The organism is Vibrio rotiferianus (assembly GCF_002214395.1).
Classification (GTDB): Bacteria; Pseudomonadota; Gammaproteobacteria; order Enterobacterales; family Vibrionaceae; genus Vibrio; species Vibrio rotiferianus.
This window is the reverse complement of the sequence record NZ_CP018311.1, coordinates 440,651-465,154: the sequence shown is the minus strand read 5'-3', so window position 1 is coordinate 465,154 and position 24,504 is coordinate 440,651. Positions and strand designations below refer to the sequence as shown.

Below are 24,504 nucleotides of genomic sequence, written 5' to 3'. Positions count from 1 at the left end.
GCTATATGATTTTAATGGTCTCTTCTGTGCCAAGTTCAATTTTCAAAGTAGTAAAAAATAAGTTAGTTGTGCTTATTTGGAGCTTGATGTTTTTTAGCTTCTTTATCAACTTATTGGTGTTATCCATACCTTTGTATATGCTTCAAGTATACAACAGAGTCATATCTTCATATTCAACGGATACCCTATTCCTTCTCACGATTATTGTCATATCTGCAATGTTCACGATGGCTTTACTTGATATTGCTAGGGCAAAAGTGAGTCAGTCTTTCGGTAATTGGATGGAAGCGAAAATCTCAGTATTTATGTTGCGTCGAAGCATTCAGTTTCAGGCTTATACTGGGAAAGGTTATACCTCCCAGGTTTTAAAAGACATCCAGACGATAAAAGTCTTTCTGAGCAGTCAAGCTCCATATCCTTTGTTAGATGCAATGTGGACTCCAATTTTTATTGTATTTGTTTATCTGCTACATCCAATGCTTGGTCATATATCGCTTGCGGGTTCACTTATTCTATTTGGTTTAGGGCTGCTTAATGAAGTGGTCACTAGGGCATCCTTGCGAGAAGCAGAGGTACAGTCTGTTTCACATATTTCTCAAGCGGAAATAGCGACGCAGAATGCAAATTCGATACTTGCTATGGGAATGATGAATGCCTTTTTAGAGAGGTGGTTTCAAGGTGTTAGTAGTACAAAGAAGTCCGAAGAATCTTCATTAGATAAATCTATTTATTTGACAAACTTTTCAAAGTTCATAAGAGGGTCATTGCAGATAGCGTTGTTGGCTGGGGGAGCGTGGCTTGTCATATCACACGAAATAACGGCTGGTGCAATGATAGCCAGTTCAATATTGATGAGTAGAGCATTGTCCCCAATGGAACAAGCTATTACTACATGGCGAAGTGCAGTATCAACGCATAACGCTTTCTCTCGGCTAAAGGAAATAGACTTAAGAGCTACTATGGCGGAAACCGATATGCCTCTCCCACCTCCAAAGGGAAACTTTGAACTCAAAAACTTAGCGTACCATCTTCCAGAAAACGCAGGTCTACTCTTTTCTCAAATTACGTTATCAATACCTCAAGGTACTTCCGTAGGAGTTATCGGACCCTCAGGAACAGGGAAGTCAACACTTGCGCGTCTACTTCTTGGCATCATACCGCCCACAGCAGGAAAGGTGACCTTGGATGGAATGGAAGTCTCTGCTTGGCCTTCAGAAGATTTAGGGGAGCATATCGGTTACTTAGCTCAAGAAGTAGAGCTTTTTCCGGGAAGCATCCGTCAGAATATTTCTCGATTTAAGGAAGAAGATCCATCAAAAGTTATAGAGGCCGCTAAGTTAGCCGGATGCCACGAGCTAATTTTGAAAAAAAGTGGCGGATACGATTTTTCTATTGGCGTCAATGGCAGAGGTCTTTCTGGAGGTGAGCGTCAGCGAATTGCTCTCGCTAGAGCCGTTTATGGGCAACCTTCGGTCGTTATTTTTGATGAAGCGAACGCTAACCTTGATGGTGAGGGAGAGTCTGCGTATCAACGGTTGATAGCTCACTTAAAGGCTAAAGAGACGACTGTGATCATCATTGCTCATAACGCTAGTACTTTGAGGCAGATGGACCGTTTGCTATATCTGTCTGATGGCAAAGCTCAACTCTACGGTCCTAGAGAGGAAGTTTTGAAGCGATTGATGGGAAATGACAATATCGAAATACCGAGAGTGAGAGATGAAAGAGCAACTGCCCATCGCTGAACAAACGAAGCGTGACAGAATATTCAGGTACACACCTCCTAGCCATTTGCATTGGAAGAAACCAATATTATTTGGCCTCACTTCATTAAGTGCATTTTTGATGGGATTTGTTTATTGGGGCGCAACAGCACAATTGGAAAGTGCGGCTATTGCTTATGGTGATTTGTCGGTAATAAGCAAGCGTCAAAAAGTACAACATTTAGAAGGGGGGATCATCGCATCAATACATGTGAATGAAGGTGATCGAGTCGAAGAAGGGCAACTACTTATTAAGCTTTCAGGGCAGCATGCTAGCGTTAGATGGGATTCCATGAATGGTTTATTTATACATACTATTGCAAAAGAGGATCGGTTGTCAGCCGAGTTAGACAACTTAGGTGAAATTTCATGGTCACCGGATTTAGAGAACCTCTCTAGTGAAGAGATACTTAGAGAAGCCAAGTTAGTCCAAAGTAAAATTTTTGAGGCTAGGAAACGTTTTTTTGACAGCAAACTAAATATCATCGCTCAAAGTATGTCTGGAGCTAATTTAGAGCTAGACAACTTGACCAACACCAAAAAGATTGAGAGAGAACGCTTACAGCTAATTGAAGAAGAAATACGTAGCAATCAGTCGCTGGTGCAAAGAGGATATGCAGGAAAGTCAGCTCTCCTCCAACTTAAGCGTATGGCTACAGAAGTAAAAAGTACACTTAGTCAACTCGATCGACAATCATTAACGGTGCAAAAGCGATTAGATGAGAATCAAGCGAGAATCGAAGAACTGCGCTTGGAGCGTCTCAATGAAATTGTTGCAGAACTAAGAGAAACCCAAAAAGATATTGTTACTGTGCGCGAAGAACTGCGTCTAGCAAAGGATATGTTAGATCGAACAAATATAGCGGCACCAATATCGGGTAGAGTTGTAAACATGCAGGTGTTTACCGAAAAAGGCGTTATAAACTCAGGCGATACGTTGCTCGAACTTGTACCTCTCGATGATGAATTGTTGGTTGAAGCACAAGTTAACCCTGAAGATATTGACTTAGTAAGTACTGGACAGTCTGCACATGTTCGTCTAACCGCACTTAATGCCAGGACATTGGCTCCTTTAAATGGGACCGTTCTTACCGTTTCAGCAGATAAGCTGACCAATCAACAGGAGCAAGATTACTATTTAGCTAGAATTGCTTTGAACCAAGAAGACGTGGATAGCTACAAGCTAACATCTGGGATGAATGCGGAGGTACTCATTTTATCTGAACCAAGGACACCGCTAAGCTATCTTCTAAAACCATTAACAGAGAGTATGAATCGTGCATTCCGAGAAGATTGATGGATAGGTCCTATTTGAAATCTCGTCATAGCGCTCACCCAAATAAATAATCCATTACGTCAGTCACATTTTGTGGTGTTGTGATGTGTTTTGATGCGTTTTTATTTTTTGTGAGGTGGTGTAAGGATGAGAACCGAGAAAGAAAAAATGCTAGCAGGTGAGCCATACGATGCTTGGGATAAAGAGCTATATCAAGCGCGAATTGAATGCCGAAAAGTGCTACAAAAGCTAAATAGTAGCATTCCTGATACAAACGAGTGGCGCGGTGCAATTGATGAATTGATCCCTGATTCAGAAGGTGCGTACCTAGAGCCACCATTTCGATGCGATTACGGCTCAAACATTAAGCTGGGTAAAAACTTCTATGCAAATTTCAACTGCGTTGTATTAGACGTAGCGGAAGTGCATATAGGCGATAACGTTTTGTTCGCTCCTAATGTGCAAATCTATACGGCAGGTCACCCACTCGATGTTAAAGGACGAGTCGAAGAAGGCGTTGAGTTCGGAACTCCGATTACAATTGGAGACAACGTATGGTTAGGGGGAGGCGTGATTGTTTGCCCGGGCGTGACTATAGGTGAAAACTCGGTGATTGGTGCAGGCAGTGTGGTTACGAAAGATGTTCCACCTAACGTAGTAGCAGCGGGTAATCCCTGCAAAGTGATTCGCCCAATAGACTAGATGATCGAAAGCCGACATGTCGTCGGCTTTTTCTTTTATATAGTTAGAAAAGCAATGACCAAGCTGTGCTTTTGCTATCCATTGTCATTACCAAACCTTAAAATAATTGCTGCAAAAAATAGATTCAGAGGGTTATGTATGTACCAAAATAAAGTTGTGGTCATAACTGGGGGGAGTCAGGGGATTGGTCAATATCTGACCCAAGCTTACCTTGATTTGCAAGCTAAAGTTATTGTGTTCGATATTGCACCAAACAAAAATCCAGAAGCAGAGTTTTATCAAGTAGATTTGGGGCAAACCGATCAAATAGAACAAGCTTTTGACAAGATACAAACCCAGCACAGCAAGGTAGATATTCTGATAAACAATGGTGCGATTGCTAACTTCAATAGGCCTCTTCAAGAACTTACTTTTGAAGAGTTTTCTCGTGTTATTGATGTAAACCTCAAAGGTTCTTTTGCTTGTTCTCGCCGATTTATAGGATTGAACAATCATCAGCCTTATGGACGCATCATAAATATTGCGTCAACTCGTTGGAATCAGAACGAATCTGGATGGGATGCTTATGGAGCCTCAAAAGGTGGTGTGGTATCGATGACCCAGTCGATGGCCATTTCCCTGTCAGATACGCCTATTACAGTTAATGCCATCAGCCCAGGATGGATTCAAGTTGAAGGATATGAAAAGCTGAACCGTCTGGATCACGAGCAACATCCTTCAGGCCGAGTTGGGAAAGCGCAAGATATCGTTAATGCATGCTTATTTCTAACTCATCCCGAAAACGACTTTATTAATGGCCATAACTTAGTCGTTGACGGAGGGATGAGTAAGAAAATGATCTATCAAGATAGTTTAATAGGCTAGAGCCTCTCGAGCGTTTTTACTTGACGACTTAAAGTACTTTTCTTCAATCTAAATTTTAACCAAAATTCTTTGATTAAACAGACTCTAAGTCAAATGAATGGGCAGCAAAACTAATAGCGTTACGTCCCTTTTCTTTTGCCCGATATAGTTGTTTATCAGTAATGGTAAACAACTCTTCAAAGCAGCAACTATCAAGGCTATGAAAATTCACCGCCCCCACAGATAAGGTCAATATTTCTGAACATTTGGAAAGAGGGTTACTTAGGTTTAGATCTTCTATTTGCTCTTGGAGTAAAGAGAGCTTTGACATCAGCCGAGCCCCATTGAGATTTTCACATATGATTAGAAACTCATCTCCACCATAACGAAAAATATGAGTCCCAAACTGATCAAATACGTTTTTTAAAACATAGGAAACCAACTTTAGTGCCTGATCGCCTTTATGGTGACCATGAAAATCGTTGTAGCCTTTGTAGTAGTCAATATCAATGATCACCAAAGCTAATGAATTGCCGCTAATTTGAGCATTTGAAATCAATGAAGGGGTTAGAGAGTCAAGCTGATAGCGATTATATAAACCTGTAAGTGGATCGGTGCGAGACAATGTTTCTAGCAGTATGTTGGCTTGCTGTAGATTTTGTCGTTGTTCAAAGTTTTCCAATGAAATAGCGATAAAATTCGCAAGCTGCTCAAAAAGATGAACATGATGTTGTTGGTATTGATCAGGCCGATGATGCTGGACCGACAAGACTCCTAATATTCGTTTAGCCAGTTTTATTGGAGTCAAAATGATTGATCGGGCTGTTTTATTGTTGTCGAATACCACGAGATCGTGGTCTTCCCTAACTTCAAGAGGCACGTAACTACTGATCGATTCGTCGTTAACATTGTTAATATGTACAGTCTGCGCGGTACGAACGACATAACTACCAATATTTTTATCTTGATCGCAGTTGATGACCAGTCTCTCAACCGGTCCATCGCTATCAAAGAAGTAGCGGTAATCAAGCTCGTGGGTGCTCTGATCGTATAGGGCGATGCCAAATTCGTCAGTAGGAAAGACGGAACCAACTTTTTCGTAGATAAAGGCTAAGCCATTCTCCAAGTTATCGGATGTAGCGATGCTTTGACCTATATCTGTCAGGGTTCCAATTTGTTCCCGGATTTTTTTCATCACAAGATGCTCTTGATCTTGAGTTAAGTGACTTATCTGCCCCCTTAACTGTTCGGCATCATTCTGTTTCTGTTCGTTTGACTGATTTTCGAGATGGGATAAGAACATCATCTGAAAGCCAGCAAGCGCTTTCCAGTCGTTGCCTTTTTCATATATTGTCATTTGGGCATGGCAATACTTTGAATAGAAGCCAAAGTTGCTTTTTAAGTCATCATCTTGAGCTAGCTGATCACATAGATCCTGAGCTTGAGCATATTTTAAATGCTGGACTAGAAATTCTAGATACGCAGTTAAGTTTTCTTGTTGATTATGTTTGTCTTTGACTAGGCGGAAAAGCTGGTGAGCGGCAACAAAATGTTGCTCAATGTCGTCAAAATTATATGAAGCGCAATTAAGTTTCGTTTGAGCAAGGTAACTATGAGAGATCGCCTCGATTCTAGTATCATTGATTTCAACCGCAATATTTAGGGCTCGTTCTATAGACACCAAGGCATTTTCAATGTTCTGAAGTTTACCAAGTCCGAGGCCAATATTAAGCTGACATATGGCTTGATTTACAAGGTTGCAAACCTTTTCGGAAGCTTGTGAACCTAATTCTGCTAGCTCTACAGCCTGTTGGTATTTTTCTAGTGAAAGGTATAGGTCACTAACATTTGTATATAACAGTGAAAGAGCATTAGTGTCTAATAAGTGTGTATGAAGAAGCACCTCTTGATAAAGAGAATATGCCGCTTGGTATTGCTCTCGGTCGGCATAAATAGACGCTAACAATATGTGTGCTTGGAAGCGCAAAGCGTTTTTACGAGACGGGCTCGCATCAATAGATGTTTGATAGAACTCTATTGCTTGCTCTAGCTGATCGTTGCGATCGCAAGTAAAACCTCTAACAAAGTTATCAACTTGTTGGCAGCGTTGGTAATCATGTTGTGTACATATAGCGTCAACGCGATCCAAAATATATGCTAGCCCTGATAAGCCTGGATAGTTCTGAATTCGCGTCAGCAACGCCACGATTTGTAAGTAAGCCGGATGGTCCATCAAGTCCCCTTTTTATATTTATATACTTGATTTGCGATGGACGCAGTGAAGTTATGTAATCATTTTAATATGTCGTTCTGTAAAGGGCGAGCTAGATTCAATAAATATTGAACACTATTATGTAATCTATTTGTAATTTGTGATCTCACCTAGAAAATGCTAATAACAGCGGTGATGGATCGTGATGAGTTTATAAATTATCATCAGTAAGTAGAAGAGAATAAGGAGTACGAATGAGGGTTATATTACTGTTTTTTACACACGCGAGTTGTGTAGCGCTAGGGTTTGCTTTAGGTATTTACGCGTTGCCGATTCTTACTCAACCTGAATCGCCAGAAATTCCATCTGTGTCATCGAAAAACCAAAAAGAACTGCAACAAGGAAAGTTCGATAAGAATAGAGAAGACAGTGATTTCTTCCATTGGGGGGAGGGAGTGATTACGGCGACTGAATCTCAGATTTTTTTTGAAGGAGAGCTTGCTCCTGGTCCTGATTACAAACTCTATTTATCGCCCCAATACGTAGAGACTGAATCAGACTTTATTCAATGGAAATCACAGATGGTAAACCTTGGAGATATAAAAACGTTTGATCGTTTTGTGCTTCCTCTCAGTCAGCCTATCGATACAGAAAAATATAACTCTGTCATTGTGTGGTGTGAAAGCTTTGGTGAGTTTATTACTTCAACTAAGTTAGTTCCAGTCAGCGAGTAAGTGGTTTTCTAGAGAATGTTTCATCCAAGTTGTCCCATTTGAGCCCTTCAAACTAGGACAATTGGTTAAGAAATTGATAAGGTTACTTTCTTACAACAGGACCTCTAACCTAAGAGGTCAAATAATCTAGGCCATACAGGGAGCGAGGAATGGAGAAAGTACAGTTAGTCGTCGATTTTCTTCTCACTCACAAGATTTTATTTACTGCATTAATCCTGCTGTTCATCATTCTTCTGCGTCGTTTGATTCTGTCTCGAATCCGAGGTGACGATGCATTCATTACAGAAGAGCAACGCAGTTGGATGTCGAGAACCAAAAATGGCACCTTTGCCATCACGCTGATTATTTTGTTCATCTTATGGCAATCCGAAATCAGCGAGTTTGCTCTCAGCGTGACGGCCATCGCCGTGGCGATAGTTGTTGCTTCTAAAGAGATTATTTTGTGTTTTACAGGTTCAATTCAACGTGCTAGCTCGCGCTCGTTTCGGATTGGTGATTGGATTGAAGTGGGTAAGTTATGCGGAGAAGTGATTGAGCACAACATGATGGCGACGGTTATCCAAGAAATCGACCTGCATCATGGGCAATATCACTACACAGGTAAAACCGCAACACTGCCAAATAGCATGTTTTTCACTTACCCAGTGAAAAACCTTAACTTTATGAAGCGCTACGTCTACCACAACTTTTCAGTAGTGGTAAAAGACTTTGTTAACTTATACCCGATTTTACCGCTACTAACCGATAAAATTGATGAACATTGTAGCTACTTCGCTGACGTTGCGCACCGCTATAATGCGATGATAGAAAAGCATGCAGGTGTCGACTTGCCGGGATCAGAGCCACATGTTCATATCGCCAGCAATATTAATGGTGAGCAAATCGTACATATCATGATTTTCTGCCCTACAGATAAAGCAAACCATCTAGAGCACTTGATTCGTAAAGACTTTATGGAGCTATATGAGCAGCACTTCCCCGTCCCGCTCTCTGGCTAAATGTTGATACGGAATAACAGCAACCCCGCTATAAATGCGGGGTTTCTTTTTATTTGTCGTTACGACAAATAATCTTAATGGATCAAGGCGCATATTATCGCTAAATTACGCACGAGATTCGCTTTACTTATTAAGTCAATAATTACTAATTGATATTTTGATCTTAATCTCACTTTGGCTTTAGGTGGGAGCGATGCTTATCAGCTTAAGTAAATGCGCTTCAATTGGTCGAATCTTATTTTGACTTGTCATTTGGTCCTATCAGTAAAAGAACTCGTTAATGCTAAAAAGTACAAAGACGTGTACGCGATTAATTCAACGTATGTCGGTTATCTCTACCTCTTGGAGTTCCGAATTTAAGTCCTACTTAACGGACTTAGCTTCGATTGCGCTACTGCTTCTCCCTTTGATTTTGTCTAATGCATTGGCGATATTTCTAGGACACGCTTTCCGTCTTAGCGGATGGGGAGAACTGTCTCAACTACTTTTCCATGTCTCCGATATTCTGATAAATCTATATCCCAGTGCTTTTTGTGTTGTTGCCGGCTACTACCTTTCGCATAAAACCAATGTCTCTAGTGCGGTATTCATCATCTATTCGCTGATCATGTTTTACTTGATTTCGCTAGAAAACGGGAGCTTATCAGCAACATATATGTTGCCTAACAACCCATTACTCGCTCTGCTGAGTGCAACGATTACTTATCTATACTGCATTGCTTTTAAGATACGTTTGCTGGAGCCGCAAGCGCTAGATTTTTCGTCTCGTTTGCTCAAGCACGTAGTACATTTCTTCCTATTTGTATTGATTGCGTTAGTTGTGTCCAACTTGACGGCAATCGTTATGTCAATGTTTGGTAGTGCTATTCGTGAGATTGGAGTCGATCCGCTGACGTTACAAGGCGGCCTGATTTATCAAACTGTTTTGGGGTTACTGGGTTCCATTGGCATTAATGGGCACAATCTATTGTTCGCCATTAAGCAGCAGATATTTGCAGCGACTGAAGCGAATATGATTGCTTGGAAAGGTGGAGAGGCGTCACTAAATGTGATTAGCCAAGGTTTCTACGACGCGTTTATGTCTATGGGTGGTTCGGGTAACAGCATTAGCCTACTTATATGTGTATTGATGTTTGCCAGAGAGCGCAATCATCTGATGCTCGCACTAGCTGCAACGCCTTTGGTTATATTTAATATCAACGAAGTGTTGCTATTTGGGTTACCTATTATTTTTAACCCGCTGCTGATCATCCCTTTTGTAACGGTTCCATTGGTGAGCTTTGTCATCACATATTCATGTATAGCCTCTGGCATTGTGCCTCCAGTTGAGAACATCGTAAACTGGATGACGCCTCCTCTGTTCAGCGGTTATATGGCGATGGGAAATCAACTTGAAGGGTCGATTCTGCAGGCGGTTGTCATTCTTGTTGGCGTCTTCATTTATCGGCCATTTTACTTGGCGTATGCAGGAAAGTATTCAGCTCAGTTTCGCGCAAATGCGACGTATACTGGTATTGAACGCTCGATTTTTAAAACGCTGCTAAACAATGTCAAGGATTCCAATAAGACAAGTATCAGTAAATCTACCGCTCAGAAGCGTTTAACAACCATTTTACGTGAAGGCGAACTGGTCATGTTTTACCAGAAACTGCAGTCTACAAAAGATGTGAACGTATTCTCTTATGAAGCGCTACTACGTTATATCGATAAAGATGGGAAGTTGTGCCCACCAACGTTTGTTAGTGATTTTCAAATGCTTAATTCTATGCCATTGCTCGACAAGTTAGTGATAGAGAGAGTACTGGCTGACATGCAGAAAATGTCATTATCAAAAGAACGTCGCATCGCGATAAATATCGCAGTGGCGACTATTGAACAAGAAGAGTTTGTACCACATCTACTCTCTCGCTTAACTCACTATGAAATCGAACCAGAATGGCTAGAAATTGAGATTACTGAAGAAGCGATTTTGAGTAATAAAGTATTCCTAATTAGAACGATGGAAGCGCTGCAGGCAAAAGGTATTAGGATTGCTATGGATGACTTTGGCACTGGTTACGCATCGTTTCCTCATTTGCTGAAGTATCCTTTCGACAAGATTAAACTTGATCGCTCATTATTGTTAGATGCAACTGACCAAAAAGGTCGAGATCTTTATGAGTTAGTTGCCAAGCTTGGACGCATTACTCATTGTGAGGTGGTCGCTGAGGGGGTAGAAACCCAGCAAGAGTACGATTTTGTCAAGGGATGTGGAGTGGACAAGGTCCAAGGTTATTTTTTTGCTCGCCCTGCGCCGTTGAAAGATATTATTGCTGAACAATCTATTTAAAATAAAAGGAAGCGTATTGCTTCCTTTTTGCATTTTGTACTGTTATTTGAACTCAAACTTACCCTGCATGATTGCCCAGTGACCAGGGAAAGAACAGAAGAATGAGTAATCACCTCCCGGAGTCATCTTCTCTGTGCTGAATGTGATAGAAGTGCTTTCGCCACCACCAATCACCTTGGTAAACGCGTAAACACGGTCATCGTTAGGTTTTACGTAGCTGTTCTCAAGACCTGCAGACATACCTTCCGTACCTATTGCCTGAAGGTTTGCTGTATCAGCTATCACCACGTTATGACCCATTGATTGTGCTGGCATTTTACCAGTGTGGTTCAGCGTCAGTTTCACTTCTTTACACGTCGCTGGCACGCTCAGTGTTTTGGTTGAAAACTGCATCATATCGTTAGCATCGATGGACACTTCACACTCTGCGCTTGCTTGCGCGCCAAAGCTTAATCCAACTAGTGCAAAGGTTGCTGCTACTAAACGTAAAGACATATAACACTCTCCATATTTTATTTTTGGGCTGACTTGGATTCAAACCGATCCAATGCATCTCATTATCATCGAATATTCCAATTGAAACCGTGCTTCAATCCGGATATTGACGTTTTGTTGCAAAGTTATACTTATCGTTTTTATGGTGTGATCATTCATGTGCCGTATTTTCCTCTCTCGATTTCATAAATGTGAAGGGGATCTTTTGGGCCAAGAACTACCAATCTTTTCGGGTATGAGGTCAGCTTTTATTGGCGCTTTTTTCGCTAACATGTAACTAAGTGTTTCAAGTGTTTTTATTCTGTAACTTATTGATTTTCAGATGCATAAAAGCAAAGTAAAGACAAATTCTTATCTCGATTGTCACCAGAAAATAGATTTGTTTTATCCTGTGCACACTTTCTGAATTTTGAACTAGAGTCCCAGTTTTTTGTTTGCTTACCGATTGCGTACGAAATGTCGTCAAATTGACGCGAAAAGACGCTTTATTTTTGGCACTTTTACATCTGTAAGTTGGGTTACATTTAGTTACATCTGTCCGCTGCGACGCGAAAAAAGTCCCCCTCTATAATGCCTTTCCTTTTTATTGTTGTTTGTATAAGTCCTTAATTATGAAAAAGAATACGCTAGCGATCATGCCAAGTGTTTTAGCACTGGCGATCGGTATGGGGTTGCCTGCTGCACACGCAGGAGTGATCACAGACGCAACTATCGTCGGCTCAGAAAGCCAGTGGTGGAACACTTACAAAGTGATCCTAACGAACGACGGTTCAAAGCCAGTTGAACTTCGTGATGCGAAAGTGACGTTTGATTCAAACCTATCAATGTCGACACCCTCTTGGTCTGCGACTGGCATCAGCTACCCGGGCATGAAGTTCACCAGCGACGCACAAGGCAACGTCTTCAAGAACACGCTCGCGTTGGCTTTTGATAGCGGTAGCTGGGTGAAATCACAACTTCCGGCAGGTGAGCGTATTGAGCTAACTCTGGGTGTGAGTGGTGTATTGGATCTGACTCTTCTTCAAAATACCATTCGTCTGATCGCTGATGACGAAGGTGAAGTAGGTGAACCAGAAATTTCTCTTCAATTAGCTTCGCCAGTGAACGGTGCTGAGTTTGAAGAAGGTCAAGCGGTTGCCATGCTAGCGAACGTTACGGCAACCAACACCAGCGTTAAAGCTGTGACTTTCTTTGTCGACAACAAACAAGTGGCTCGTGTAACGCAAGCCCCATTCCAAGCAACTTGGACTTCTGTTGGCGCAGGCACTCACACGATCAAAGCTGTAGTAGAAGACACCTCTGGTTTAACCCAGCAACAAGCGGTCAGCATTTCGGTAAAAGAGAAGCCAGTTGAGCCACCAGTGGTACCTGAAGTGCATGAGCTGACATTCGTCGCGCCTACACAGGGTCAAGCATTGATGGTGGGTCAGGCAACGACGATCAAAGCCCGTGTTGATGGTGAATTGATCTCTAAACTGGAGTTTTGGGCGAATGACCGCAAGTTAGGTCAACGTAACATCGCTGCAGGTCAAACGACGTATTCTCAATCTTGGACGCCAAATGAAGTGGGCAATGCGACACTTAAAGTGGTGGTTCTCGATCAGAACAACCAAATGGTTGAACAACGCAGCATCGCAGTTGCAGTTGAATCAGCCCCAAGCTTTGTTGAGCCAGAAGTGAGCTTCTCTTCACCTGCAAACGGTTCTAAGTTTGAAAAAGGCGAGGCGGTGTCGATTTCTGTTCGTGCAACGGATGCTGATGACGATTTGTCTCGCATTATCGTGAAAGCAAACAACAAGCAAATCTGTGATTTCAACGCATCAGCAACCAACCAGTTCTCTTGTAACTGGACGGCGTCAGAAGTAGGTGCAGTTGAACTAGAAGCGGTTGCGACAGATGCTGAGAACCTAACGGCGACAGCACGTGTGAGCATCACAGTTGAAAAAGTAGAAACACCGACACCTCCGCCAACAGGTGGACTGTGCGCTGACTTTAATGTGTACCCAGATTGGACTCGTGGTGATCACGCGACAGGCGGTGACATTATGGTTCACAAGAACATTGCTTACTCAGCGGTGTACTGGACTCAATCTGTTCCTGGCAGCGATAGCTCATGGTCATTACATCTAAACTGTGATGGTACTGAGCCGGGTACAGCGCCAGCGCTATCATTGCGCAACCCAATGGACCCTGTGCGTCTAGAAGTGGCAGGTTGGCCAAATACATTCGTAGTCGCTAGCCCATCCACTCAAGCACCAAGCACGCTAACTATTGCAGCAAGCAGCAGTGATGCGCTAACAGACCTAGAGCAACTGACACGTTCGTTTGTGTCGGCTATCGAACAAGCAGAGAACGCGGGTACAGCATCAATCGTGATTCAATCGGATGTTCTGGATCTGGCTACGCAAGACAAAGGTGCATCGTTTGGTACCGTTGCGGTTAAACAAGCACTGACGAATGCTATTGATATCACGGGTAGCCGTATTGATATTGATACGATCAACGCACTGAGCGATGACGTGAAAGGCTGGGCACATGCTTACAACTTGATCTTCACAACCCTTGCGCCACAAGCGACATTTGGTTGGTCATTAAGCATTGGCGAGTTTGCTTACGATACCCACTCTGGTCGTCAGTCTGTATGGGATGAAGCGTCCGTTTTCACGGCCGATCTACTTGATAGCTTCCAGCTTTACAAAGCAGATGCTTCGAACAAAGCTGACTTTGTGGCGTTTACTAAATCGAATGCAACAACTGCACTAACCAGCGAGCAGTGGCACCACGCACTTGAGTACGTAAAACAGGTAACAGATTACGTTGATGCGCCTGCGATGCTAGCGAACATGCCGACAGAGCAAACTGCAAACTACTTCATGGGCAACACGCAAACTGATCAGCAAATCCGTAAAGCGGCGTACAGCAACGTATTTGCATTGATGTTTGATCAAGACTCTCAAGCCCTAACCAGCAAAATTGAGCTTTACCAAACGGCGAAAGTGCCACTGTACTACGTAGGTGAAGAGTTAGAGAAAGGTTCATTGACTCGCATTGAAGCGCTAAACCAAGAGTTAGCAAATGCTGAAAGCGTGATGGATAACGAAGCCTTCCTATACGAAACACCACAATCTCAGTGGGTTCCGTCAACGGTTTACAAGTGGAACGACTTCCTAGATGGCTTGAACGCAATGCACAACATTGGTGTAGCGGGCAACAAGTTCTGGTTGATGAACGATGAAGTTGATGACGCAACCAACATCAAATACGCGAAGGTCGCGATTGCTGCGTTCCTTGCGCAAAGTATGCAAGAGACCATCCGCTACAACGCGTGTGATGAAAACAACTGGTCTGAAGTGAAATACGGCGCGCCTGCGGATTACCCAATGACAGCAAGTTGTGGTCAACTGGGTCAGAAATACGCAGATTACGGCGTAAACCCAGTTTCAGGTTTGGACCATGCGTACTCTTGTCCTCGTGATGACAAAATGGAAGTTAGTGCTCTGACTCATGCGAAATGGTATGGCGCTCCAGCTCCAGTCTTTGCAGCACCAGATGCAGTGCTTGAAGAGCGTGGTCTACTGGTGAATGGTGCGGCAGGTCGTTGGACAAACAACGGTCACTGTAACGATGTTCCAGAAAGCGTAGATACATCTAAGCAAGTATGGGAACGCGACGAATGTAAGACTTATGTGGGTCAGAAAGCAGGTAAGTTCATATGGGACGGCAGCAGCCAAGAAAGCGTTGAAGGCTGTGGCTGGTGGGGTCGTGGTGTTATCCAAACCACAGGTCGTCAGAACTTCGGTACGCTTAACCACTACCTAGGTCGCTCGCACGTTGATCCATCAACCATTGGTAAGACAATTGATGGCGTAACGGTAGAAGCGCCACCGGCGAACCCACTTTATGCTGAGCTAGACTTCTGCTCTAACCCAGGTCTGATTTGTAGCTCGGAAGAGAACAAAGAGATCAAGTGGATCGCAGGTCTGTTCTACTGGGTAACCTCAGTTCAGGCATACAATGATGAAGGCGGCCAGTACGCGGATTGGAACTACCACAACGAGCTGAAGAAGTATGTAGATAGTGGTCTGCAAGGTTCTCAATTTATCGATGACGTTTCAGGCATCGTTAACCGTGGCTGTCCGGATCTGACGTGTTCGACAGGTGATGTTCACAACGTAAAAGAGCGCCGCGAGAACTTCAAACTGGTACTACAAAAGCTAGGTCTTGATCCTCGCTAATCAAGACAAAGAAAAATCGATGAAGCAAAGCCATCACTGAAAAGTGGTGGCTTTTTTGTTTTTAGCATTTGGCTCAGATGCTTAGTTTTCATTATTACAAATCCGTAATAGTTATTTTCTTTTTCAGCTTATTATCATTTATTTGCAACTCAATATAATGCCCGCCATTCCAAACGTATTTGCTGCGTTTTTGATTTTTATCTTTCGATGGATGGTTTCCGGGAGGGGAGTATGTCGAATTTTGTTGTTGTCGGTGGTGGTGCTGCGGGTCTAGAAATGGTCACGCGTTTAGCGAGCAGTTTTGCAGGCAAATCTGACCATACCGTTACTTTGGTTGAGCCATCTTCTCATCACTTATGGAAACCAAGACTGCATGAAATTGCGGCGGGCACGTTTGATAATGAGCTCGATTCGGTTGCGTTTCGTCTTCATGCTGCTTGTCACGGCTACCAATATGTTCAAGCGCGCATGTCAGGCTTAGACCGAGCAAATAAAACGATTACGGTGAGCGCAGAGTTATCTCCCGAGCAAACATTGAAATACGATTACCTCGTGATTGCCGTTGGCGCGATCAGTAACGATTTCAAAATTCCGGGCGTAAGCGATCATTGCTTGTTCTTAGATTCGGCCTCTCAAGCAGAAAAAGCATGGGAACAGATGAAGCAAATGCTGGCGAACGGCGGTTCACATCGTGTTTCTATTGTGGGTGCAGGCGCGACTGGTGTTGAGCTGGCGGCCGAATGGGCGAAAGTCAGCAAGCAATTAAACCGCTATCAAGATGATACTCAGCTTTCGATTACACTTATCGAAGCGGCGGATCGTGTTTTACCTGCAAGTGCTGAGTGTATGTCTGCCAAGGTACTGAAGAAACTACAAAAGCAGGGTGTTAATGTTCGCTTAAACACTAAAGTTCAGCGTGCAGAAGCAGACCGTATCGTGACGGAAAATGAAGTCATTCCTGCCGATCTACAAATTTGGGCAGCAGGGATTCGATGCCCGGATTGGTTAGCGAATCTCGATGGTCTAGAAAGCAACCGCATTAACCAACTTAAAGTGCTGCCAACACTGCAAACCACTCTTGATGAAAACGTGTTTGTTATTGGTGATAGTGCTGAATGCCCACAAGAAGATGGAAGCATCGTGCCACCACGAGCGCAAGCCGCCAACCAAGCCGCTTCACATTTGGCGAAGCAATTTAAACGCTTGATGAAAGGCAAAGAGCTAAAACCGTTTGTATTCAAAGACGGTGGGATGGTCGTTGCACTCGGGCATGACTACGCGGTTGGCGCATTGATGAATGACAAACTCGTATTGCGTGGACGCTACGTTCGCCGCTTGTACGACTCGATCTTTAGGCTGCATCAGCGCGTTATTTTCGGTTGGTTCCGCGTGTCGGCTTTGGTAGTGCTTAAACGCGTAAAAGGTTTATTGAACCCATATTACAAAGGCTCTTGGTCTTAATCCAAGCCGTGACTCTTTACTTCCATTTTTTCATTTTTATCGAGCGCCCAAATCATCAGGATTTGTGGCGCTAGGTGTTTTTTATGCGTCATTTGCAACTCTCTTTGCCCGTTCAACTTCTTATTTCTGCCCTACTTGCGTGGGGTGGGGCTCAAGCCATCCTTCTTTTAATCGACCATGGGTTGGCAGACAAATCGCTTTTACTGTCGAGTGATTACTACCAAATTTTAATGTTGGGCAAAACGGTCTATCTCGGCTTACTGAAAATGGTGGTGGGCTTGATGGTGCTGTTTTCTCTTGTCGAAGGCATCACCAATATTGGCTCAACCGTTCGTCTTAAAGCTCTGGGTGGGCGCACACTGCTCTTCTACAGTTTCACCACCTTAATTGCCATCAGTTTAGGGCTTGGTGCGTCGTTAGCATTGCCTGCATGGGAGCCACTTAGCCAAAGCGTTTCTGTGGGTAGTGATGTCCATTTAATTGACGAGCAAGGCGCTGGTGGTGCCGCGATACTCACTAATCTCGTTAAGATGGCGATGGTGAACCCGTTTGCTGCACTGGCGAATGGCAACTTACTGGCGATCGTGGTTTTCTCCTTTATGGCAGGCGTTGCGATTTTGCTTTCTGTTCCGTCAGGTCATCCGTTGCTAGCGGTGATTTCGGGGCTGAACAAAAGCGTCAACACCATGATTCGAGGCATCGTTAAACTGTCTCCGATTGCCATTTTCGCGATCGTGTTTGATATCACGCTGACCTCAAGTGGGAATCTGATTCAGCAACTCGCGTTGTTTGCGTTGCTGGTGTTTGTGCTTACTATGGTGCACGGGCTAGTGGTGCTACCGACGATTGCCAAGGTAATGACGGGGATCTCTCCAGTTGCGCTGTTCAAAGCGATTTCGGCACCATTAGCCATGGCGTTCGCAACGTCTTCAAGTGCGGCAGCTCTACCTCTTGCAAAGCAAAGTGCGGAAGACAATTTGGATGTCTCGCCAGAAGTCAGCAGCATGGTATTGCCACTCGGCTCTGTAATGAATATGGATGGCACCGCGCTATTTGAAGGTGTCGCTGCGATTTTCCTAGCACAGTTGTTTGGGGTGGATTTGAGCACTACAGGGTTGGTGATGATCTTCATTATGGCAATGGTTTCTTCCGTTGGTGCGCCAGGCATGCCTTCGGGCTCCATGTCGGGTATGCAGTTAGTACTACTAGCTGCGGGCATTCCATTGGAAGCGATAGCCATTTTATTAGTGATAGAGAGACCGTTGGATACGTTCCGCACCGCAGTCAACGTTGAGGGGGATTTGGTTGCGACATTGGTGATAGACCGTTGGCAGAAGAAGCAAGAGGGTGAAAGCAGTATTTATTACCAAAAACCAGAGCCTTTAGTCAGCTAAACTTCGAGGTAAATACGCACCCTGCTGGGTGCGTATTGGACGAAAAGAAGTGCGGCATCAGCTAAGATGAAAATAAGATCATTTCTTGTGCACTAAACGAAAATTCTCCCTTTCATATAAAGCACGCCATCGCCTGATACCTTCACTTGTTCGCCATGAATATCACAGTGCAAAATCCCTCCGCGTTGAGAAGCCTGATAAGCAACCAGTGATGTTTTGCCCAACTTTTCAGCCCAGAAAGGCACTAGTCCAGCGTGAATCGAGCCAGTCACCGGATCTTCATCGCCGCCATTCGCTGGCCAAAAGTAACGTGATACGAAGTCCTGCTGTTCGCCTTTCGCGGTGACGACCACATCGTAAGGTGCGAGTGTCTTGAGATGTTCTGAACGGTATTGAACATCAAGTACCTCTTGTTGGCTGTCCACAATCACAAAGTATGCTTGAGGGCTTAGCAGAACATGTTCTACTTTGCAGCTTAAGCCTTCAACCAAAGCCAAAGGAATGTCAGAAACGGCTTTTGGTGGGCGAGAAGGGAAGGTCATCTCGATTTTTCCGTGCACATTCTTCTCTACGGTGAGTGTCCCTACTTCAAGGGTGTGGAATTCAATCGCACCTTCAATGCCCAATTCGTCAAATAGAACTAACGAAGAGGCTAACGTTGCATGCCCACAGAAATCGATTTCGGTAATAGGAGAGAACCAACGAATCTCATATCGGTTTGTGCCAATAGGTTTTAGAAAGGCCGTTTCCGATAAGTTGTTTTCTGTCGCGATACTTTGCATCAACTCTGGGGCTAGCCATTCCTCTAGCGGTACGACAGCGGCGGAGTTGCCTTTGAATTGCGTATCGGTGAAGGCGTCCACCACGTAGATATCCAGTTCCATTTGCGCTTCCTTGTTTGCTTTTTGGCTAATGAGCGTACACCAAATAAGTCGTCGATAAGCACAAATTTGAAAATGTTACGTAAAGTATCACAATTTGGCTTAAAATAGTTTTGATTGATACTTAATGAAAGGTTGTGGTTTCTTTTGGGGCATACACTTATCCCGAACTTAAGAAATAGGAGCATCATCATGAAAGCAATCACTACATCGGTTTTGGCATTAAGCTTATTGGCAGTGGGGGCAGCTCAAGCATTCGAGTTAACCAGTAACGATATTCAAGAAGGCCACCCAATGGCAAAAACGTTTGAGTACAACAGTTGGGGCTGTGATGGTGGTAACCAGTCTCCACAGCTGATGTGGAAAGATGTGCCTGCAGGCACAAAGAGCTTTGCAATTACCGCGTACGATCCGGATGCGCCAACAGGCAGTGGTTTCTGGCACTGGGTTGCGTTTAATATTCCTGCTAATGTGAATGAACTTCCACGCGGTGTGAACATTGAGAAATTGGGTGGTAAAGAGTCTCGTATTGATTACGGTACTGTAGGCTTTGGTGGTGTTTGTCCTCCAAAAGCGGACGGTATGCACCGTTACCAGTTCACAGTATGGGCGTTGCCTACCGATAAGTTAAACCTAGATGAAAATACGCCAGCGGCAGTGGTCGGTTTTACACTAAATAGCATGGCGTTAGACAAAGCAAAACTGACGGCGACGTACACACGTTAAACGTCATTTAGAGAAGAGAGGGAGTCGATGAGTCACCAATATCAAATTACGATATTTCGAGCTGAACAGTTGCAGAAACTACGCAATGTGAGGATTCACTCCCCAAGTATTATTCAGATCATCACCGGGAGTAAGCGCCTTTTCTGGAAGGAGTCGGCGTTAGATCTTTCTCATTCTAAGCTGCTGCTTTGTGAAGCTTCTGCATCGCTAAGTTTTGAGAATTTGCCCCAGAAAGGGAAGTTTCTCTCGAGAATGTTCAGCTTTCATTGTTTGCCGACAGAGGTGATGCTTGAATTGAGCGTAAGCGTTGGAGAAGAGCAAGAAGCGCCAACATTAGAAGCAGATAAAGCATTGGAAGAAACCCTCAATGCGTTGTTTTCGTTTGATCAACAAACTATGAGCAAAGAGACACAAACCTTCTGGGTAATGGGCTTATACCAGCAACTCGCCGAGCGTGGTGTGTTGCATCACTTATTTACGAGTGCGAACACAACATTCAGTCAGAAGCTAAGCCGCTATTTGTCGCATTCTCCAGGTGAAGAGCACTCATTAGAAGGAGTGGCAGAGCGCTTTGCTATGAGTCGCGCAACTATGATTCGTAAGCTCAAGCAAGAGGGGACTCAGTATCGAGAGGTGTTGGCAGAAGTGCGCTTAAATCACGCATTGTATTTAATGCAAAATGGTCACTACAACGTTGCGATGTTGGCTCACCTTTGTGGTTATCAATCTGAGGGGCGTTTTAGTCAACGGTTCAAAGGTAAATTTGGACTAACTCCGAGTGACTATATCAAAACTGTCGTGGTCAGTTAGCGCCCTTCGCGTTACCGATGGGCGCTTCTAAATCATTACAGCCTTTGGTTATCTATAGTATTTCTGCTTCATTTTGAGTGCTACGTTCACTAAAGCAATCAATACAGGTACTTCGATCAGTGGGCCAATGACACCAGCAAAAGCTTGGTCTGAGTTTAGGCCAAACACCGCGATGGAAACCGCAATTGCCAGTTCAAAGTTGTTGCCTGTTGCCGTGAAAGCAATCGACGCATTTTTGTCGTAGTCGATGCCCATTTTCTTACCAACGAAGAAGCTGACAAAAAACATCAATACGAAGTAGATAGCCAGTGGAATTGCTACACGGAATACATCCATTGGCAGTTCAAGAATCATTTCACCTTTCAAGCTGAACATCAGTACTATGGTCGCAAGTAGGGCGATAAGCGTAATTGGTGAAATGCGAGGGATGAATACTTCGTTGTACCATTGTTCACCTTTCGCAGCCACTAACCATTTACGACTTAGGAAGCCCGCTAGGAATGGGATACCAAGGTAAATCAGAACGCTCTCAGCGATGTCCATCATCGAGATATCTACCACGAAACCTTCGTAACCAAAGACCGGTGGCAACACAGTGATGAACAACCATGCCATCACACTGTAAGTCACGATTTGGAAAGCACTGTTTAGTGCAACTAGAGCAGCGCCATATTCTTTGTTACCGCCACCGATATCGTTCCATACAAGCACCATCGCAATACAACGAGCAAGACCGATCAGAATGATACCGACCATGTACCCCGGATGATCACCTAGGAAAGTCAATGCAAGGATGAACATCAAAATAGGGCCGACAATCCAGTTCATGACCAAAGACAGTGTGATCGCTTTTCTGTCTTTCGTCACTGTACCTAGCAGGTTGTAGTTCACCTTAGCTAATGGCGGGTACATCATCAAAATCAAACCAATCGCGAGCGGTACGTTCGTGCTGCCGACTGACATTGACTCATTCCACTCAGCAACTTGAGGGAATGCTGCGCCAATACCTACACCGATTGCCATTGCGACAAAAATCCACACCGTTAGGTAACGGTCCAAAAAGCTCATTTTGTCGCTGGCACTATTTAAAACTTGAGTAGTCATAGTGTTCTCTTATTCGTTTATCGTCGAAAGGCGATAGTTAAAGATATAGTTTATCTCTGCACGCCTGACCAGCGTGCAAAGGGAATTAATCAAATAACTTGGAAAATCCTAGATTGAACTGATCAAACGCGTCGCGTTGAATGCGGTAACACACCTTAGGTGGGTTTGGCTCGGCGCTGATAAAGCCTGCTTGCTTAAGAATACGCAAGTGTTCAGAAACAGTAGATTGCGCAAGACCCAATTCAGAAACCAAATCACTGTTCAAACAACCGCCCATGGTATCGAGAGTGTGTAGGATATGCAGAATGCGCAAACGTGCTGGATGGGATAAAGCTTTCGCTTGTGCCGCCAGAGTTTGTTCTTTCTCGAGCTGTTGTTGCGTTGTCTGAAAAGCAACTTCGCACTTGTCGTTGCATTTATCACTCATTCGCTGGCCTTAATAGTTAATCGTCGAATTGCGATAAAGTGTACGCCTGCTCTGTGGAAGATGCAACAATTCGATGAAAAAACTAATCGGGAAATAACGATGAAGAAAAAATTGAAAAAATATCTCTTTTAAAAACAGTGGTATAATTAAAAGTCTGGTAGGTTACTAAAAGTTAACTAATTGCATTATATTTCTAGGTTACCATAATAAACCACATCCGACGCACAACGGTTATCGCGTCATCTTGTGAACTTATTTAAGGGTAATCCTATGAGCAACGTACTGATCATCAATGCACACGAACCATCACCATATTCAGAAGGTCGTCTAAATGCTTCTCTTGTTGATAAAGCACAGACGCTTCTACAAGCAAAAGACCATGACGTTCGCATTGTGACAATGCAAGATGAGATCAACGTAGATGAGCAACTCGCACACTTTGAATGGGCTGATCGCGTGATTATCCAAAGCCCAATCAACTGGATGTCTGTGCCTTGGTCATTCAAAAAATACATGGACGATGTTTTCACTGCGGGTATGGGCGGCGCTCTGTGTGCTTTCGACGGCCGTAGCGCAGAAGAACCAAAGAAAAACTATGGTACAGGTGGTACGCGAACCAACACTAAGTACATGCTTTCACTGACATTCAACGCACCAGAAGAATCGTTTGATGATGAGAACGAATACCTGTTCCAAGGTAAAGGTGTCGATGATTTGATGTTCCACATGCACGCTAACTTCCGTTTCTTTGGTATGTCAGCACTGCCGACATTCGCTAGCTATGATGTGATGAAGAATGCGGATATCGAAAATGATTTTGCACGTTTCGAAGCGCACATTAACGAAAACTTCTAATCCTTTTAGAAACATAGTGTGAACTGAATGATGAATTGAGATGGACTGCTGTATGCGGTCCATTTTTATTTGTTTGCAGCGAGGTGACGTTTTTATTACTCTAAAACACTAAATGTATCTAGCTTACTTTTCGTTACCTAGATTAGGTACGTATCTTGAGGTGTATTGTGGAAAGCAGAATCAGTGTAGATAGCAAAGGTCGTAAGTCAGTGGCGAACGTATGTGCTGAGCCCTGTGCTATCGAGAAAGGGATGCGTCTAATTGGTGGTAAATGGAAAGGTTCGCTGATTTATCACTTGAAAGACGGCCCTGTTCGCTTCAACGATTTAGCACGCATGCTAGGCGGCGCAAGCAAAAAGATGATCGACCAGCGTCTGAAAGAGCTTGAAGCGGAAGGCATGGTAGTGCGCAAAGTGATTAGCGACCGTCCAATTGCAGTAAGCTATGAGCTAACAGAGTTCGGCCGTACCGCACTTAAAATTCTTGATGATTTGAGAATTTGGTCTGAGACTCACCAGATTGAGTTGCGTAAATAACGTGGCCTGTTGTATCTCATCATCGCTTAACGGTTTAAGCCAATAAAAATGCCAGCATATCGCTGGCATTTTTTATGTTTGATTGTTGTCTGGAACTGATTAGGCGTAATCCGTTTAGTAGTCCAACGTACCACGGATAGGGTAGTTGTTGTCTGGATTACGAATCCAAGCCAAACCACGTGATAGCGCGCCAAGCTCAGGGCGAACAAACGGGTTGTTTGAAATATCCACCACGTGCAAGTTGCCGTGTTCATTTACTACAAACAGACCTGGTTCTGAGAAGTTATGGTCAGTCTCTTGCTCTGAACGAGGCAGTGAAATGTACAGACCCAATGTTTTCATTTGTTCTTCGGTTAGGCCGTAAGCAATCGGGAAGCTGATTTCGAGTTTCTCTAGATGTCCCTCAAGCTGCTCTTTTGAATCGCCTGAAACCGCAAGAATATCAACGCCTGCTTCTGCGAAAGCTTGCTTGTAGCCCTCTAACTCATTGAGGTATTTGGTACAAAGAGGACAGTGTTTACCACGATAAACGAATACGGCTTGCCAAGTCGCATCACCTTGCGGCTGACCTAACGTCACGCTTGAACCATCTAGCAAGGTTGCTTGAAGAGAAGGGAAGCTGTCGCCCGCTTTAAGTTTCACTGAAGTTGCCATAATGACTCCCGAATTGGTGGTAGATATCCATGGATGCCCCTTCTCAATAAAAGCGATTGTGTAGGGGGT

The 24,504-nt window shown here is 43.8% G+C and carries 20 protein-coding genes; 14 read left to right on the top strand and 6 right to left on the bottom strand.

Annotation, left to right across the window (positions count from 1 at the left end; genetic code table 11):
• The first annotated feature begins 14 nt into the window (after window positions 1–14).
• The 4 genes from BSZ04_RS02275 (at window position 15) to BSZ04_RS02260 (ending at window position 4,605) form a co-directional block, all read left to right on the top strand.
• Window positions 15–1,745, top strand: a complete 1,731-nt coding sequence (locus BSZ04_RS02275) for a type I secretion system permease/ATPase (RefSeq protein WP_088880220.1) — start codon at window positions 15–17, stop codon at window positions 1,743–1,745.
• Complete coding sequence (locus BSZ04_RS02270; protein ID WP_088879385.1) at window positions 1,720–3,060, top strand: HlyD family type I secretion periplasmic adaptor subunit; 1,341 nt, start codon at window positions 1,720–1,722, stop codon at window positions 3,058–3,060. Before BSZ04_RS02275 ends, BSZ04_RS02270 begins: the two co-directional genes overlap by 26 nt.
• 126 nt (window positions 3,061–3,186) lie before the next feature.
• The gene (locus BSZ04_RS02265) at window positions 3,187–3,741 is read left to right on the top strand and encodes a sugar O-acetyltransferase (RefSeq protein ID WP_088879384.1); all 555 of its coding nucleotides are present in this window, start codon (window positions 3,187–3,189) and stop codon (window positions 3,739–3,741) included.
• A 138-nt stretch (window positions 3,742–3,879) separates the two neighbouring features.
• Window positions 3,880–4,605 carry an SDR family NAD(P)-dependent oxidoreductase gene (locus BSZ04_RS02260; protein ID WP_088880219.1) on the top strand — a complete coding sequence of 242 codons (726 nt, stop codon included), beginning with the start codon at window positions 3,880–3,882 and terminating at the stop codon, window positions 4,603–4,605.
• Between the two features lie 73 nt (window positions 4,606–4,678).
• Here the strand turns inward: BSZ04_RS02260 and BSZ04_RS02255 are convergent, their stop codons facing one another.
• Entirely contained in the window at window positions 4,679–6,817 is a 2,139-nt protein-coding gene (locus tag BSZ04_RS02255; protein WP_088879383.1) for a sensor domain-containing diguanylate cyclase, read from the bottom strand.
• A gap of 233 nt (window positions 6,818–7,050) precedes the next feature.
• On the opposite strand from BSZ04_RS02255, the gene BSZ04_RS02250 reads away from it, so the two are divergent.
• The 3 genes from BSZ04_RS02250 (at window position 7,051) to BSZ04_RS02240 (ending at window position 10,857) form a co-directional block, all read left to right on the top strand.
• Window positions 7,051–7,530 carry a DM13 domain-containing protein gene (locus BSZ04_RS02250; RefSeq protein WP_088879382.1) on the top strand — a complete coding sequence of 160 codons (480 nt, stop codon included), beginning with the start codon at window positions 7,051–7,053 and terminating at the stop codon, window positions 7,528–7,530.
• Window positions 7,531–7,679: 149 nt separating this feature from the next.
• Window positions 7,680–8,528 carry a mechanosensitive ion channel family protein gene (locus tag BSZ04_RS02245; protein ID WP_038884694.1) on the top strand — a complete coding sequence of 283 codons (849 nt, stop codon included), beginning with the start codon at window positions 7,680–7,682 and terminating at the stop codon, window positions 8,526–8,528.
• Window positions 8,529–8,850: 322 nt separating this feature from the next.
• Window positions 8,851–10,857, top strand: a complete 2,007-nt coding sequence (locus BSZ04_RS02240; protein WP_231896296.1) for an EAL domain-containing protein — start codon at window positions 8,851–8,853, stop codon at window positions 10,855–10,857.
• 42 nt (window positions 10,858–10,899) lie between these two features.
• On the opposite strand, the gene azu is transcribed toward BSZ04_RS02240, so the two are convergent.
• Complete coding sequence (azu, locus tag BSZ04_RS02235) at window positions 10,900–11,352, bottom strand: azurin (protein ID WP_088879380.1); 453 nt, start codon at window positions 11,350–11,352, stop codon at window positions 10,900–10,902.
• 611 nt (window positions 11,353–11,963) lie between these two features.
• Between azu and BSZ04_RS02230 the strand changes: the two genes are divergently transcribed.
• The 3 genes from BSZ04_RS02230 (at window position 11,964) to BSZ04_RS02220 (ending at window position 18,442) form a co-directional block, all read left to right on the top strand.
• Window positions 11,964–15,587, top strand: coding sequence for an Ig-like domain-containing protein (locus BSZ04_RS02230; RefSeq protein WP_088879379.1), 3,624 nt, complete (start codon window positions 11,964–11,966; stop codon window positions 15,585–15,587).
• A 231-nt stretch (window positions 15,588–15,818) separates the two neighbouring features.
• The gene (locus BSZ04_RS02225) at window positions 15,819–17,048 is read left to right on the top strand and encodes an NAD(P)/FAD-dependent oxidoreductase (RefSeq protein ID WP_088879378.1); all 1,230 of its coding nucleotides are present in this window, start codon (window positions 15,819–15,821) and stop codon (window positions 17,046–17,048) included.
• An 83-nt stretch (window positions 17,049–17,131) separates the two neighbouring features.
• Complete coding sequence (locus BSZ04_RS02220; RefSeq protein ID WP_088879377.1) at window positions 17,132–18,442, top strand: dicarboxylate/amino acid:cation symporter; 1,311 nt, start codon at window positions 17,132–17,134, stop codon at window positions 18,440–18,442.
• 92 nt (window positions 18,443–18,534) lie between these two features.
• Here BSZ04_RS02220 and BSZ04_RS02215 read toward each other — a convergent pair whose 3' ends face one another.
• Window positions 18,535–19,326, bottom strand: coding sequence for a PhzF family phenazine biosynthesis protein (locus BSZ04_RS02215; RefSeq protein WP_088879376.1), 792 nt, complete (start codon window positions 19,324–19,326; stop codon window positions 18,535–18,537).
• 189 nt (window positions 19,327–19,515) lie between these two features.
• Here BSZ04_RS02215 and BSZ04_RS02210 point away from each other — a divergent pair, with 189 nt between their 5' ends.
• The gene (locus BSZ04_RS02210; RefSeq protein ID WP_088879375.1) at window positions 19,516–20,049 is read left to right on the top strand and encodes a YbhB/YbcL family Raf kinase inhibitor-like protein; all 534 of its coding nucleotides are present in this window, start codon (window positions 19,516–19,518) and stop codon (window positions 20,047–20,049) included.
• A 27-nt stretch (window positions 20,050–20,076) separates the two neighbouring features.
• Window positions 20,077–20,859 (top strand): helix-turn-helix transcriptional regulator, encoded by a 783-nt coding sequence (locus tag BSZ04_RS02205; RefSeq protein WP_029561061.1) that lies wholly within the window; start codon window positions 20,077–20,079, stop codon window positions 20,857–20,859.
• 48 nt (window positions 20,860–20,907) lie between these two features.
• Here BSZ04_RS02205 and arsB read toward each other — a convergent pair whose 3' ends face one another.
• Window positions 20,908–21,963, bottom strand: a complete 1,056-nt coding sequence (arsB, locus tag BSZ04_RS02200; RefSeq protein ID WP_088879374.1) for an ACR3 family arsenite efflux transporter — start codon at window positions 21,961–21,963, stop codon at window positions 20,908–20,910.
• A gap of 85 nt (window positions 21,964–22,048) precedes the next feature.
• Entirely contained in the window at window positions 22,049–22,390 is a 342-nt protein-coding gene (locus BSZ04_RS02195; protein WP_005425131.1) for an ArsR/SmtB family transcription factor, read from the bottom strand.
• Between the two features lie 270 nt (window positions 22,391–22,660).
• Between BSZ04_RS02195 and BSZ04_RS02190 the strand changes: the two genes are divergently transcribed.
• Window positions 22,661–23,245, top strand: coding sequence for an NAD(P)H-dependent oxidoreductase (locus tag BSZ04_RS02190; RefSeq protein ID WP_010451130.1), 585 nt, complete (start codon window positions 22,661–22,663; stop codon window positions 23,243–23,245).
• 167 nt (window positions 23,246–23,412) lie between these two features.
• Complete coding sequence (locus BSZ04_RS02185) at window positions 23,413–23,781, top strand: winged helix-turn-helix transcriptional regulator (RefSeq protein ID WP_010451131.1); 369 nt, start codon at window positions 23,413–23,415, stop codon at window positions 23,779–23,781.
• A 114-nt stretch (window positions 23,782–23,895) separates the two neighbouring features.
• Here BSZ04_RS02185 and BSZ04_RS02180 read toward each other — a convergent pair whose 3' ends face one another.
• A complete protein-coding gene (locus BSZ04_RS02180; RefSeq protein WP_088879373.1) occupies window positions 23,896–24,435 on the bottom strand; it encodes a redoxin domain-containing protein in 540 nt (179 codons plus the stop codon).
• Window positions 24,436–24,504 lie beyond the last annotated feature (69 nt).